We start from the raw sequence: 14,074 nt of genomic DNA, 5'->3' as shown, positions 1-14,074 counted from the left end.
TCGATGCCTCTGCAGCTGAGTACCGCGGAGTTCACCGCCGCGGGGCCAAGGAAGGAAAACCAGGACGCGGTGCGCATTGTTACGCCCGCACCGCGCCTGGCGGCGAGCAAGGGTCACCTGCTGGCCCTTGCCGACGGCGTCAGCCAGTGCCACGACGGTGGCCTCGCTGCCAGGGCCACGTTGCAGGCGCTTGCCCTGGATTATTACTCGACTCCGGAAACCTGGTCGGTCGTGCAGGCGCTGGAAAAGCTGCTCACCGCGCACAACCGCTGGCTGCGGGCCAACGGTGGCGGCCAGCCCCTGCTCACCACGCTCACCGCCGTGGTGCTGCGCGGCACGCGCTATACACTGGCGCATGTCGGCGACTGCCGCGCCTACCTGCTGCGCGATGGCAGACTGCGCAAGCTGACCAGTGAACATGTCTGGGAGCAGCCCGGCATGCAGCATGTGCTCAAGCGCGCGATGGGTCTGGATGAACATCTGCTGATGGATTACTGCGAGGGCGATCTGCGCCGCGGAGACCGTTTTCTCGTGTTGAGCGATGGCGTCTGGGCCAGTCTGGACGATCTCTTCGTGCATCAGCAGCTGCTGGGCGACAGCGATCCCCAGGTGATCTGCGAATCGCTGGCAGCCACGGCTCTGCAGCGAGGCAGTCAGGACAACGTCAGTGCCCTGCTGGTGGACGTCCTTGGCCTGCCGGAATCGAACCTGACCGATGTGCTCGAGCCGATCGATGAACGCGCGCTGCCACCACGATTGAAGGCCGGCCAGACCTTTGAAGGCTGGGAAGTCGCGGGGGATCTGGCCGAATCGCGACAGTCGCTGATCTACCGCGTACGTGACCCGTTGCAGCAGAACTGGCTCCTCAAGACGCTGCCGCCGCAACGGCAGGACGACGCCGACGCCTGTCGCGATCTGGTGCTGGAGGAATGGTTCATGCGTCGTGTGGCCGGGCAGCATACGCCCGAGCTGCATCCACTGCCGTCGCGTCAGCATCTGTACTACGTCATGCGCGAGCACCCCGGCATGACGCTCGAGCAGCACAAGCGCGAGCACGGTCTGCTCAGCGTCGCGCTGTGTCAGCAGATCGCCGCCAAACTGGTCCGTGGGATCGGTCTGTTGCACCGGCGCAACCTTGTGCACCGGGACATCAAGCCGGACAACCTGCTGCTCGATGACGACGGCGTGCTGCGCATTCTCGATTTCGGCCTGGCGTTCTGTCCTGGGTTATCCAGTCCGGAACGCGCCGGCACGCCAGGCACGCCGAGCTACATCGCTCCGGAGGTCTTTGCCGGGGCCGAGCCCGCCCCACCGCAGGACCTGTATAGCGCCGGCGTGGCGCTGTACTACCTGCTCACCGGGCATTATCCCTATGGTGAGATCGAAGCGTTTCAACGGCCTCGGTTTGGCCGACCGGCCCCGCCGAGCCGTTACCGGCCGGACATTCCACCGTGGCTGGACGACTGCCTGATCAAGGCGGTCGAGACCGATCCCGAGAAACGCTACGAGACCGCCGAAGAATGGCTGCTGGCGCTGGAGCAGGGAGAGCGGCGCAGCCTGAATCAGTCAGCGGTGCCTCTGCTCGAACGTGAGCCGTTGCTCGTCTGGCGCGGTATCGCCCTCGGCGCCCTTGCGCTCAATCTTGTACTGATCGCAGTCATGCTTCACTGAGTTCCCTGAGATTGCCGAGCTCCGTCCGCGGGTCTGCCAGTCACCCCCCCTGGCCGCGTCGGAAGGAGGCATTCTCAGGAACCCTTTCGGCCATCTGGTGGCCACCTTCGCACCAGCAGTGTGCGCGCTGCCATATAGCGGTGCAAATCTTCCTCAACGGTGACTCAGCGATATTACCCAAGCGCCTGTTTTTACTGGGGACAGCTTTGCTGGCACACCCTGTGCAACACATTCGGGCAAGAGATACTGGCTGCTCCTTCAAAGGCGATGGAGCGGCTGCCTGACTGATCAGGACCTGGACAAAGGCGTCCTTGCCGCGTGCGCGCGGCAGGGATGCCTTTTTTGTTTCCGCTTCCGCATTGGAGTCACCATGCAAAAGCTAAAACTGGTAATGGTTGGGAACGGCATGGCCGGCGTACGCACGCTCGAAGAGCTGATCAAGCTCGCTCCGGACCTGTACGACATCACCGTATTCGGCGCCGAGCCGCACCCGAATTACAACCGCATCCTGCTCTCTCCGGTACTGGCTGGCGAACAGACCTTCGAAGAGATCGTGCTCAACGACCTCGACTGGTACCGCGACAACGGCATCACGCTGCATGTCGGCCGCAAGGTGACCGAGATCGACCGGGTGCGTCGCCGCGTCATTGCTGACGACGGTACCGAAGCCGAGTACGACCGTCTGCTCATCGCGACCGGCTCCAACCCGTTCATCCTGCCGATCCCCGGCAATACGCTCGAGGGCGTGATCGGCTACCGCGACATCGCCGATACCCAGGCTATGATGGACACGGCCCGGACCCACAAGCATGCCGTGGTCATCGGCGGCGGTCTGCTGGGTCTGGAGGCAGCCAACGGTCTGAAGATGCGCGGCATGGACGTCACCGTGATCCATATCGGCGAATGGCTGCTCGAGCGCCAGCTGGACAGGACGGCCGGTGACCTGTTGCAGACATCGCTGGAGCAGCGCGGCCTCAAGTTCATGTTGCCGCAGTTCACCAGCGAGCTGATCGATGACGGCAAGGGCCGGGTCTGCGCAGTGAAGTTCAAGGATGGCTCGCAGATCCCTGCCGATCTGGTGGTGATGGCCGCCGGCATCCGGCCCAATACCGAGCTGGCCGAGAAGGCGGGCCTGGCCTGCAATCGCGGCATTCTGGTCAGCGATACGCTGCAGACCTTTGACCCGAAGATCTACGCCATCGGCGAGTGCGCCGCGCATCGGGGCATCGCCTACGGGTTGGTGGCACCGCTGTTCGAGCAGGCCAAGGTCTGTGCCAATCACCTGGCCATGCTCGGTTACGGCCGCTACGAGGGCTCGGTGACCTCGACCAAGCTCAAGGTCACCGGGATCGACCTGTTTTCCGCGGGTGACTTCATGGGCGACAGCGATGCCGAGGTGATCACCCTCTCCGACCCGATTGGTGGCGTCTACAAGAAGCTGGTGGTGCGCAATGACATTCTCGTCGGCGCCTGCCTGTATGGCGACACGGCCGACGGCGGCTGGTATTTCCGCATGGTCCGGGAGGGCCAGAACATCCGGGAGATCCGCGATCACCTGATGTTTGGCGAGAACGTGATCGGCGATACCGGGCATCAGGGCCAGAACAAGGCGATGAACATGCCCGATGACATGGAGGTGTGCGGTTGCAACGGCGTGTGCAAGGGCACCATCGTCAAGGCGATCCAGCAGCACGGGCTGTTCAGTGTCGATGACGTGAAGAAGCACACCAAGGCGGCGAGCTCCTGTGGCTCATGCACAGGGCTGGTCGAGCAGATCGTGCTCAACACCGTGGGCGGCGCAGCGGACGTCAAGCCCAAGAGCGAGCGCGCCATCTGCGGTTGTACCGATCTGAACCATGGCCAGGCCCGCAAGGCGATCCGCGAGCAGCACCTGCTCACCATTCCCGATGCGATGCGCTTCATGGAATGGCGCACGCCCAACGGCTGCGCCACCTGCCGGCCGGCACTCAACTATTACCTGATTTCCACCTGGCCGGGCGAGGCGAAGGACGATCCACAGTCACGCTTCATCAATGAGCGCGCCCACGCGAACATCCAGAAGGATGGCACCTATTCGGTAATTCCGCGTATGGCAGGCGGCGTGACCAATGCGGCGGAGCTTCGCCGGATTGCCGATGTGGCGGACAAGTATCAGGTGCCGATGGTGAAGGTCACCGGCGGGCAACGCATCGATCTGCTGGGCATCAGGAAGGAAGATCTGCCGAAGGTCTGGAAGGATCTGGACATGCCCTCGGGCCACGCTTACGGCAAGTCCATCCGTACCGTGAAAACCTGCGTCGGGACTGATTTCTGCCGCTTCGGAACGCAGGATTCGACGCAGATGGGTATCGATCTGGAGCTGGCGCTGAGCTACATGTGGTCGCCGCACAAGGTCAAGCTCGCTGTTTCGGGCTGCCCGCGCAACTGCGCGGAATCGGGCATCAAGGATGTCGGCGTGATCGGTGTAGATTCGGGCTGGGAGCTCTACATCGGCGGAAATGGCGGCATCAAGACCGAGGCTGGCGAGTTCTTCACCAAGGTGAAAACCTCTGAAGAGGTCATGGAATACACCATGGCGTTCCTGCAGCTGTACCGGGAAGAAGGCTTCTATCTGGAGCGCACGGTGCATTACCTGCATCGCGTGGGCATGGAACATATCAAGAAGGCGGTGCTGGAGGATGCCGAGCGACGCAAGGCGCTGCATGAGCGTCTGGTGTTCTCGTTGTCGTTCGACAAGGATCCCTGGAAGGAGCGGGTCGAGCGCGAGGAGCTTCAACAGGAATTCCAGCGCATCGCGGTCAAGGAACTGGCGGAGGCTCCCCTATGAACTGGTTCGATATCTGTGCGCTGGACGACATCCCGCAGCTGGGCTCGCGCGTGGTGACCGGCCCGAAGGGGGACATCGCAATCTTCCGTACCAGTGACGACGATGTGTTTGCCGTGGATGACCGCTGTCCGCACAGGAACGGTCCGCTGTCGCAGGGCATCGTCTTCGGCAAGAGCGTGACTTGCCCGTTGCACAACTGGGTGATCCAGCTGGAGAGCGGCGAGGCGGTAGCGCCGGATGTGGGATGTACCCATCGTTACCCGACCCGGGTCGAGGGTGGGCGGGTGCAACTGACGCTTTCTGACGTGGCGGAACCGGCGTGACTGAGCGGCCAATGTCTGAGGGTTCGACGTGGGCGCCACTGGCGGAGGCCCAGGCCGGACACGCTGTAAACCCTTCCCTGGGCGCTCGCGATTCCCATCCATGGGAATCGAATGGTCCGGCCTGGACCACCGCCAGCGTCGCTTCCAGCTCCGTGCAATGCGAGACCCTGACATGAATGACGTAATTGCTTCAACCTGCTGCTACTGCGGCGTCGGCTGTGGCGTGCTGATCGAGCACGACGGCGAGCGCATCATCGATGTGCAGGGCGATCCAAAGCATCCGGCCAATTACGGCCGACTGTGCAGCAAGGGGGCAACGCTGCACAAGACTGGCGATCTGGCCGCACGCGCGCTCTACCCCGAGTTGCGCCTGGGCAAGGGCATGGGTCGCAGCCGTGTGGATTGGGATACGGCGATGGGCCATGCGGCGCAGGTGTTCGGCGATACCATTGCCGAGCACGGCCCGGACAGCGTGGCGTTCTATATTTCCGGCCAGCTGCTGACCGAGGATTATTACGCATTCAACAAGCTGGCTCGGGCGCTGGTCGGCACCAACAATATCGACAGCAATTCGCGCCTGTGCATGTCCAGCGCGGTGGTCGGCTACAAGCGCAGCCTGGGCGCGGACGCCCCGCCCTGCTCCTACGAAGACATTGAGCTGAGCGATTGCGTGCTCATTGTCGGCAGCAACATGGCCTATGCGCACCCGGTGCTCTTTCGCCGGCTGGAGCAGGCTAAGGCGGAGCACCCCGACAAGAAGGTGATCGTCGTCGATCCCCGGCGCACCGATACCTGCGAGCTGGCCGATCTGCATCTGGCGGTTCAGCCGGGGACCGACGTAGCGCTGTTTCATGGTCTGCTGCACATTCTGATGTGGGAAGGCTGGATCGATCGCACGTTCATCGACACGCATACTCAGGGCTTCGAGGAGCTGAAGGCGCTGGTGCGGGACTACACACCATCGATGGTCAGTGGCATCTGCGGCATCGACCAGGCAGACCTGCAGGCCGCCGCGCGGATGATCGGCAGCGCGCCAAGCTTCCTGTCGCTGTGGTGCATGGGCCTGAACCAATCCACCGCTGGCAGTGCCAAGAACAGTGCACTGATCAACCTGCACCTGGCCACCGGCAAGATTGGTCGGGCGGGTAGCGGGCCGTTCTCGCTGACCGGTCAGCCCAACGCCATGGGCGGCCGCGAGACCGGCAGTCTGTCCAATCTGCTGCCAGGGCACCGCGAAGCTGCCAATGCTGACCACCGCGAGGAAGTGGCCGGTTATTGGGGTGTGGATGGGCTGCCGGCGAAGCCGGGGTTGTCAGCCATCGAGCTGTTCGCAGCGGTACGGTCCGGCAAGGTGAAAGCGCTGTGGATTGCCTGCACCAATCCGGCCCAGTCGATGCCGGACCAGACGCTGGTGAGAGAAGCGTTAAGCAATTGCCCGTTCGTGGTGGTGCAGGAGGCTTTTGCTACTACGGAAACCTGTCAGTTCGCTGATCTGCTGTTACCCGCCGCCAGCTGGGGAGAGAAGCATGGTTCGGTGACCAATTCAGAGCGGCGCATCAGCCATGTGCGGCCGGCCATTCCGGCGCCCGGGGAAGCGCGTGCCGACTGGGCAATCGTATGTGATCTCGCGCGACGACTGGAGAAGCAGCTGCGCCCGGGCTTGCCTAGCCTGTTCGACTTCAAAGCACCGGCGGAGCTGTTCGACGAGCTCAAGGGCCTCACCGCGGGGCGCGATCTCGATTACAGCGGGCTCAGCCATGCCCTGATCGATCAGATGGGCCCACAGCAATGGCCCTTCCGCGCAGTGACCCGCCACGGGACGGCACGGCTGTATGGCGATGGCATTTTCGCTACGCCGGACGGTTTCGCGCGTTTCATCAGCGAGCCCTACATACCGGCGAAGGAGCAGCGCGATGCGCGCTTCCCGCTGACGCTGAACACCGGCCGGCTGCGCGATCAGTGGCATGGCATGAGCCGTACGGGTACCGCTGCGCAGCTGTTTGGCCATGTCGAGCAGGCACAGTTGAGCCTGCATCCGGAGGAGCTGCGCAGCCGGCGGCTGGTCCCGGGGCAGCTGGTGGCGGTTCGCAGTCGTCGGGGCGAGCTCATCCTGCCGGTGGTCGCGGATGAGCAGATCCGGCCGGGACAGGCGTTCATTCCGATGCACTGGGGCGACCGGTTTCTCAAGGGTATGGGTGTGAACGTGCTGACCCAGCCCGCCTTCGATCCGATCTCAAAGCAGCCGGAGCTCAAGCAGGCGGGCATCAATGTCACGCCCGTGGCGTTGCCCTGGGAGCTGTATGTCCTGGTCGAGGGCGACGTGCAGCACCGCTTCGATGCGCTGCGGGCATTGTGTGAGGAGTTTGCCTTCGCCAGCTTTGCGCTGACCGGACGGGAGCGGCCTGCGCTGGTCATGCGGGTGGCCGACAAGAGCGCGCCTGCGGCGGAGCTCCTCGCGCGGATGGACGCGCTGCTGGGCCTGCAGGAAGGTCCGATTCTGGTCTATGACGACCCGCGCCGCGCTGTGGGCAAGCGGGTGAAGATCGAAGACGGCCGTATCACGGCGATTCGCCTGACTGGCGAAACGGCGGCGCGCGAGTGGTTGCACAGCGTCTGGCAAAGTGGCGAGACCGACGCGGCACTGCGTCGCTGGTTCCTGGCACCGCTGAGCGCGCCACCAGGCGGAGTTGCCGCGTCGGACAGGACCCTGTGCAACTGCATGAACGTCAGCGCCAGCCGCATCCGCGCTGGCATCGAGGATGGTCAGGATCTGGACGGACTCAAGCAGAATCTGGGGTGCGGTACGCAATGCGGCTCCTGCGTGCCGGAGATCAAGCGCATGCTGGCCAGCGCGGCGCAGCCGGCGTGAAAGGCGCACATGGGATGAGTGAGCAGTTCGAGCAAGTGGGGGATGAAACGATGAATGCAAAAGTTTGGCTGGTAGGTGCCGGACCCGGCGATCCGGAACTGTTGACGCTCAAGGCCGTGCGCGCCCTCAATCAGGCAGACGTGGTGATGGTAGATGATCTGGTCAACCCAGCAGTGCTCGAGCATTGCTCGCACGCTCGCATCATCCGGGTCGGCAAGCGCGGCGGCTGTCGCTCGACGCCGCAGGCGTTCATCAACCGCCTGATGCTGCGCTATGCCCGGCAGGGCAAGGTGCTGGTTCGCCTGAAGGGTGGCGATCCGTGCATATTCGGCCGTGCGGGCGAAGAAGCCGATTGGCTGGCCCAGCGCGGCGTGGAGTCGGAGATCGTCAATGGCATCACCGCTGGGCTGGCCGGCGCAACGCAATGTGGTATTCCGCTGACCCTGCGGGGTGTGAGCCGTGGCGTAACGCTAGTCACTGCGCACACCCAGGACGATAGCGAGCTGAACTGGCGGGGGCTGGCGCAGGGTGGGACGACGCTGGTGGTCTACATGGGCGTGGCGCGCCTGGCGCAGATTCAGCGCGGCTTACTGGAAGGCGGCTTGCCTGCCAGCACGCCGGTCGCGATGATCGAACGCGCCAGCGCGGCGCAACAACGGCAGAGCATCTGTCAGCTGGCCGAGCTATGTGATGAAGCCGCATCATTTCATCTGCAAAGCCCGGCGGTGCTGGTGATCGGCGACGTCGTAGCGGCATCGACCATGCTCGCCGTCAGCCCCGAGGCAGACCAGGTGGCAGAAGCCTGATCGAGAGCCCCTTCGCGGTCATGCCCGCTCCTACAAAGGCGAGGCGCCACCTATCTGAAGCGCCACCGGTTTTATCGTAGGAGCGCACCTGGGCGCGAAGCAGACTTCGCTAACCCCTTCGCGGTCATGCCCGCTCCTACGAAGGCAAGGTGCCACCGGTTCGGTTTCATTGTAGGAGCGCACCTGGGCACGAAGCGGAATCCGCCAACCCCTTCGCGGTCATGCCCGCTCCTACAAAGGCTAGGTGCCGCCGGCTCGGTTTTATTGTAGGGGCGCACCCGCGCGCGAAGCAGACTTCGCTAACCCCTTCGCGGTCATGCCCGCTCCTACGAAGGCAAGGTGCCACCGGTTCGGTTTTATTGTAGGAGCGCACCTGGGCGCGAAGCAGAATCCGCCAACCCCTTCGCGGTCATGCCCGCTCCTAGGAAGGTAAGGTGCCACCGGTTCGGTTTTATTGTAGGAGCGCACCTGGGCGCGACGCAGAATCCGCCCACTCCTTCGCGGTCATGCCCGCTCCTACAAAGGCGAGGCGCCACGGGTTCTATTGTAGGAGCGCACCTGGGCGCGAAGCAGAATCCGCCAACCCCTTCGCGATCATGTCCGCTCCTACAAATGGGTGTCAGACCTGCCCCTTGGCCTTCATCGATTCGAGCATATTGCCCATCGACTGATGAATGGCGTTGATCGCCTTGAGCGGGCGGACCATGACCTTGAAATCAACGATTCGGCCTTCGTCGTTCCACTCGATCATGTCCACGCCGTTGACGGTGACGTCGCCAATCAGCGTCTCGAACTCCAGCACGGCCACGTTCCCGTCGATGATTTCACGCTTGTAGGTGAAATGCCCCGGCGCGTTGAGCACCTGCATGGCGGCGGAGAGATACAGCTTGGTGATGCGCTTGCCGACCTGTGGGGTGTGGACGACCGGCGAATGGAACACCACGTCCTCGTCCAGCAGGTTGTCCATCAGCGATGGATCAAGGGTCTCAACGATCTTGTGCCAGGTTTCAATAACACTGCTCATAGCGATTCGCCTCCTTGGAAAGCGTTAAGTCTGCGGGGTGCCGCCACCGGGTTCAAGCGATGAAGCGGCCACTTACCCCTCCGGTGCGACATCGTCCCGCTGCTGGTCTGCCCACAGCCGCGCATAGGCTCCACCAGCTGCCAGCAGTTCAGGGTGGCTGCCCTGCTCCACCACCCTGCCCTGATCGAGCACCAGGATGCGCTCGGCATGGACAATGGTAGATAAACGATGCGCGATGGCCAGTGTGGTTCGCTTGCGCGCCACCACATTGAGTGCATCGAGAATCAGGCGTTCCGCATGCGTATCCAACGATGATGTTGCTTCATCGAGGATCAGTATCGGCGGGTCCTTGAGCAGCACACGGGCAATGGCGATGCGCTGCTTCTCGCCGCCGGACAGCTTCAGGCCACGCTCACCGACCGGGGTATCGAGGCCATCGGGAAGATCCCGTACGAACGGCTCCAGTTGCGCCATGCGCAGCACCCGCCAGATGTCGTCTTCACTCGCACCCGGGCTGCCGTAGGCGACGTTGTAGCCGATGCTGTCGTTGAACAGGACGGTATCCTGCGGGACCACGCCGATCGCGCGGCGCAGGCTGTCCTGCGTCACGCCACGGATGTCCTGACCGTCAACGCGAATAAAGCCACCGTCGACGTCATAGAAGCGAAACAGCAGCCGGGCCAGCGTCGATTTGCCGGCGCCGCTGGGCCCGACGATCGCCAGCGTATGGCCAGCCGGGATGTCGAAGGAGACCTGATGCAGAATCGGTCGCTCGGCACTGTAGGCGTGGCTGACCTGCTCGAACGAGACCGACCCGCCCTGCAGGCGCAGCGGCATGGCATCGGCCGCATCGGAGACTTTCTGCGGCTCGCCCAGCAGGCCGAACAGTCGCTCGATGTTGGTCAGCGCCTCGCGGATCTCGCGGTAGATGAAGCCGAGAAAATTGAGCGGTACGAACAGCTGGATCATGTAGGCATTGATCATCACCAGCTCACCGAGCGTCATCTCGCCGGCCGAGACCTGCGCCGCGGCCATGAACATCATCAGCGTTACCGAGCCAGCGATGATCAGGGCCTGCCCGGAGTTCAGCGCCGCGAGCGAAAGCCGGTTCTTCATCCGTGCCGCTTCCCAGCCCTCCAGATTGCGATCGTACTGTTCTGCCTCGAAGCGCTCGTTACCGAAATACTTGACCGTTTCGTAGTTCAGCAGACTGTCCACCGCACGGGTGTTGGAGCGGTTGTCCATCTTGTTGCTTTCACGCACGAAACGGTTGCGCCACTCGGTGCACCAGATCGAGAACGCGCCATAGAGAACCACCGCTCCGAGCACGGTCAGCGCGTAGGACGGGCTGAAGTTGATCAGCAGGATCGCCGCGATCAGCCCGATCTCGACCAGTGTCGGGAGAATGTTGAACACCATGAAGCGCAGCAGGAAACTGATGCCGCTGGTGCCGCGCTCGATATCGCGCGCCAGCCCGCCGGTGCGCCGCGACAGGTGAAAGCCCAGATCCAGACGATGCAGATGCTCGAAGACCCGCAGCGAGACCCTGCGCATGGCACGCTCGGCGACACGGGCGAATACCGCGTCGCGCAACTCGGAAAAAAACACCGAGGAGAACCTTAGCAACCCGTAGCCTGCCAGCAGCGCCACCGGCAGGATTGCCAACGCGTCACCGGCGCTTTCGAAATGTTCGACGATCAGCTTGAGCGCCCAGGGAATCGCGACGCCGGCAAGCTTGGCGATCAGCAGAAACGCCATTGCCAGGGCCACTCGGCCACGGAACTCGCTCAGATAGGGAATCAGGCTGGTGATGATGCGCCAGTTCACCGGCCCGCCGGCATACTGGCTGTCGCTACTCGGGCGCACGTTGTTTTCCTGTTGACTGTGAACCCGCAGTGTACGCCATGAAGGCAAAAAGCCCCGACGGTTTCCCGCCGGGGCTATGGCTTACATCATCTGCCGGGCCGTACCGCCGCGGCAGATGCAACCCGCTTAGTGGCGCGGGTGGGTTGTGGTATCAACCCGGTCATGCTCACGCACGGTAACCGGACGGTTCGACCCGACATTGGCACCTACACAGGCTGCTACAGCGCTCAGCAGCAGTACCAGGAAGGTCCACCATGCCGCAGTGGAAACGCCTTCGGCTGCAGTCTGACCGGCTTCACGGGCCGCCTGCTCGGCTTCTTCAGGGTCCATCTGTTCCATTTCCTGGCGCTGCTGCTCGATCTCTTCCTGCGGGTTGATGCCGCGTTCGCGCAGCTCGGCCATGATCTTGTCAACCGGGTTGCCTTCCGCCTGAGCCGCCGCCTCGGTTGCAGTCTGCGCCCCACCAGCCAGTGCGCTGGCGGTACCACCGATGATGCTGCCGATGCCGCTGGAAATGAGATAGAAGGTGAGGATGGTTACTACCGCCCAGGTGGTCAGGCCATGCAGCGTGCGGTCGGTGCGGTCCTGAATGATCGCCAGCGCACCAGCGGTGTAGCCGCCCGAGAACAGCGCAATCAGCGCGCTGACCACGAAGAAGATCCCGGCACCGATCCCCATGCCCGACATGGGATTGCTTTCCTCGGCCGGGTCCACGACGGTGGCACCCACCGCGATTCCCAGCACGCCGAGAAGAATGTGCATGACCAGCGCAACCGCGACGCCGGCAAGGATGGCGCCCCACGAGACGCGCTTCTGGGCATAGGCAGTTTGAAGAGATTCATTGACTGTAGGCATATTGTTATTCCTGTGAGTGATGTGCTCTGGCACGAAATCGATTGTTGATCGAGCGTGTACTGCCTGCTGCTGACCTGCGCATGCGTCAGCAGCCCGATCACGCCAACCGTCTTGCTAGGACTTCTCTTACAGTCGACTAAAGCCGTATTGCCAACCGATCCGGCGTGATGTGCAGATACCGGATATCCAAGTGAGCGCGAATATCGTCAGGCGTTCCCGCGCGCCCGATCAGCGGTGCACATTTCCACTGTATTTCAGGTAGATACGAACAATTCCTGAAAGCAGGCTGAACTGGACGGGTATGCAAGCGCTGGCGCAGAAAATCAAAAAGGCCCTCAAGAGGGCCTTTTTGAAGCGCGGAGTCGGGTTAATCCTCGTGCGGGATCGGGTCGGTATTCCGATCCCAGCCCACGAGCAGGATGGTCGTCGCCAGGCCGAACAGCAGACCGACCCACGGCTCGAAGAACGCCAGGCCCGCTCCGATCAGCACCACAGCACCGCGTGAGGTGTTGCTCTTCGGAATGGCCATGGCGATGTAGGCACAGGCGAAACCGGTCAGGACCAGCGTCAACGACAGCGCGATTCCCAGCAGCGGCCGCAGCCCGGTCAGCAGCGGCAGCAGGAAGAAGAGCACCGGGATCCCCATTAGGTAGTAGGAATGCAGCCCGCTGTGCAGACTGTTCATCGCCGTGCTGCCCTGTTTCCAGCGCTGCATGATGATCACGTGGACGCCCGTCCATAGCGCGCCCTGAGTCGGGAAGAATGGAGCGGATATTCCCATTAGCGCGTTACGGATGGCCAGTGACAGATGCGAGCGCGTCGGATTGATATCGATATGCTCGTCCTTGCGCACCACCAGGCCTTCGCGAATCACTTCGTTACCGGTCACCAGATCGCCGAACAGGATCACGTAGGTAATGATCGCCAGGGGCATGGTCTGCAGAAACAGCTCGGGCGACGGCCACCCGATGGCAAACGGCGAGACCTTCGCCCAGGCGTCAGCGACTGGAGGAATCAGGATGCCCCACTGAATGTCGTAGCTCACCTCTCCAACCAGGGGCCCGACAATCGCAGCCAACAGGAAGCCCGGGAGCAGACCCATGGCGCCGAGGATGGCGAAGAAGCGGTATTTTTCCTTGAGCCGCGCCATGGGAATGGAAAAGGCGAAGATCAGGCAGACCGCGCAGGCCAGCGCGGTGGCGATCGGTTGTTGCAGCAGAAAGCGCTCGGCGTCGTCGACGAAAACGCGCTTCAACGCGGCAATCGCGGCGCCAAGGATGATGCCGGCCTTCAGGGTATCCGGAATCCACAGCACGAATTTCTTGCCAAGCCCGGTTATGCCGAGGATGAACAGCAGTGCTGCGAAGTTCAGCGAGACCGCCGTCATCGCCTGAAAACGCGCCGTCGGATCTTCCGAGCCGCCGAGCACAAAGGCGAGAACCAGGGGCAGCGCGGGGGTGATCCAGCCCGGAGCGTAGGGTTCGCCGAAGACGATCAGGGCCGAGCCGATCAGAATCGAATGGATCATGGAGACCGCTACGGCTTCTTCGAACGTGAGGCCGAAGAAAGCGGTCATCAACGGAACGATAGCCAGGCCGGTGGCCGCTGCTATGAAGAGACCTTGCAGTGCTTCGGGCCAGTAGAAGCGCGTGTGGTAGAAAGGCAGGCGAAAGGTGAACGGGCCCCAGCGCCAGCCGGGCAGTTCGGGTTGAGACATAGAAGGCTCCATGAACTTTAGACTTATTGTTGTCGTGTGTCCGGGCCGCGCCTGGCTGCCCAAGACTCCCCAATTATGGGGCCTGGCTGAAAAAAGTACATTACCGTGAAATGTAT

Annotated in this window: 9 protein-coding genes; 5 read left to right on the top strand and 4 right to left on the bottom strand. The window is 62.8% G+C overall.

From position 1 onward, the window contains the following. Window positions 1–3: 3 nt before the first annotated feature. The 5 genes from KEM63_RS06215 to cobA all read left to right on the top strand — a co-directional run bounded on the left by KEM63_RS06215 (window position 4) and on the right by cobA (window position 8,496). Complete coding sequence (locus KEM63_RS06215; protein ID WP_223655323.1) at window positions 4–1,671, top strand: bifunctional protein-serine/threonine kinase/phosphatase; 1,668 nt, start codon at window positions 4–6, stop codon at window positions 1,669–1,671. Window positions 1,672–2,041: 370 nt separating this feature from the next. Then, window positions 2,042–4,498: a nitrite reductase large subunit NirB gene (gene nirB, locus KEM63_RS06210; RefSeq protein ID WP_223655322.1), complete on the top strand. Its 2,457-nt coding sequence runs from the start codon at window positions 2,042–2,044 to the stop codon at window positions 4,496–4,498. Beyond that, window positions 4,495–4,821, top strand: coding sequence for a nitrite reductase small subunit NirD (gene nirD, locus KEM63_RS06205; RefSeq protein ID WP_223655321.1), 327 nt, complete (start codon window positions 4,495–4,497; stop codon window positions 4,819–4,821). Before nirB ends, nirD begins: the two co-directional genes overlap by 4 nt. Window positions 4,822–4,993: 172 nt before the next feature. Next, window positions 4,994–7,690, top strand: a complete 2,697-nt coding sequence (locus tag KEM63_RS06200) for a nitrate reductase (protein ID WP_223655320.1) — start codon at window positions 4,994–4,996, stop codon at window positions 7,688–7,690. A 50-nt stretch (window positions 7,691–7,740) separates the two neighbouring features. Further along, on the top strand, window positions 7,741–8,496 hold the full coding sequence (gene cobA / locus KEM63_RS06195) for a uroporphyrinogen-III C-methyltransferase (protein WP_223655319.1): 756 nt from the start codon (window positions 7,741–7,743) through the stop codon (window positions 8,494–8,496). A 619-nt stretch (window positions 8,497–9,115) separates the two neighbouring features. Here the strand turns inward: cobA and KEM63_RS06190 are convergent. The 4 genes from KEM63_RS06190 to KEM63_RS06175 form a co-directional block, all read right to left on the bottom strand. Then, window positions 9,116–9,520, bottom strand: coding sequence for a nuclear transport factor 2 family protein (locus tag KEM63_RS06190; RefSeq protein WP_223655318.1), 405 nt, complete (start codon window positions 9,518–9,520; stop codon window positions 9,116–9,118). Between the two features lie 72 nt (window positions 9,521–9,592). After that, window positions 9,593–11,386, bottom strand: coding sequence for an ABCB family ABC transporter ATP-binding protein/permease (locus KEM63_RS06185; RefSeq protein WP_223655317.1), 1,794 nt, complete (start codon window positions 11,384–11,386; stop codon window positions 9,593–9,595). A gap of 126 nt (window positions 11,387–11,512) precedes the next feature. Beyond that, the gene (locus KEM63_RS06180) at window positions 11,513–12,241 is read right to left on the bottom strand and encodes a hypothetical protein (protein ID WP_223655316.1); all 729 of its coding nucleotides are present in this window, start codon (window positions 12,239–12,241) and stop codon (window positions 11,513–11,515) included. A gap of 367 nt (window positions 12,242–12,608) precedes the next feature. Next, window positions 12,609–13,958: a hypothetical protein gene (locus tag KEM63_RS06175; protein WP_223655315.1), complete on the bottom strand. Its 1,350-nt coding sequence runs from the start codon at window positions 13,956–13,958 to the stop codon at window positions 12,609–12,611. Between the last annotated feature and the right edge of the window lie 116 nt (window positions 13,959–14,074).

It is taken from the genome of Halopseudomonas nanhaiensis (genome assembly GCF_020025155.1).
In the GTDB taxonomy this organism is placed as follows: Bacteria; Pseudomonadota; Gammaproteobacteria; order Pseudomonadales; family Pseudomonadaceae; genus Halopseudomonas; species Halopseudomonas nanhaiensis.
Note: the sequence above shows the minus strand (reverse complement) of the source record. Positions and strands in the feature narration are given on the sequence as shown.

What these genes read in the sequence shown, in the direction of transcription:
- KEM63_RS06215 (WP_223655323.1), top strand. Translation starts at nt 4, where the DNA reads ATGCCTCTGCAGCTGAGTACCGCGGAGTTCACCGCCGCGGGGCCAAGG.
- nirB (WP_223655322.1), top strand. Translation starts at nt 2,042, where the DNA reads ATGCAAAAGCTAAAACTGGTAATGGTTGGGAACGGCATGGCCGGCGTA.
- nirD (WP_223655321.1), top strand. Translation starts at nt 4,495, where the DNA reads ATGAACTGGTTCGATATCTGTGCGCTGGACGACATCCCGCAGCTGGGC.
- KEM63_RS06200 (WP_223655320.1), top strand. Translation starts at nt 4,994, where the DNA reads ATGAATGACGTAATTGCTTCAACCTGCTGCTACTGCGGCGTCGGCTGT.
- cobA (WP_223655319.1), top strand. Translation starts at nt 7,741, where the DNA reads ATGAATGCAAAAGTTTGGCTGGTAGGTGCCGGACCCGGCGATCCGGAA.
- KEM63_RS06190 (WP_223655318.1), bottom strand. Translation starts at nt 9,520, where the DNA reads ATGAGCAGTGTTATTGAAACCTGGCACAAGATCGTTGAGACCCTTGAT.
- KEM63_RS06180 (WP_223655316.1), bottom strand. Translation starts at nt 12,241, where the DNA reads ATGCCTACAGTCAATGAATCTCTTCAAACTGCCTATGCCCAGAAGCGC.
- KEM63_RS06175 (WP_223655315.1), bottom strand. Translation starts at nt 13,958, where the DNA reads ATGTCTCAACCCGAACTGCCCGGCTGGCGCTGGGGCCCGTTCACCTTT.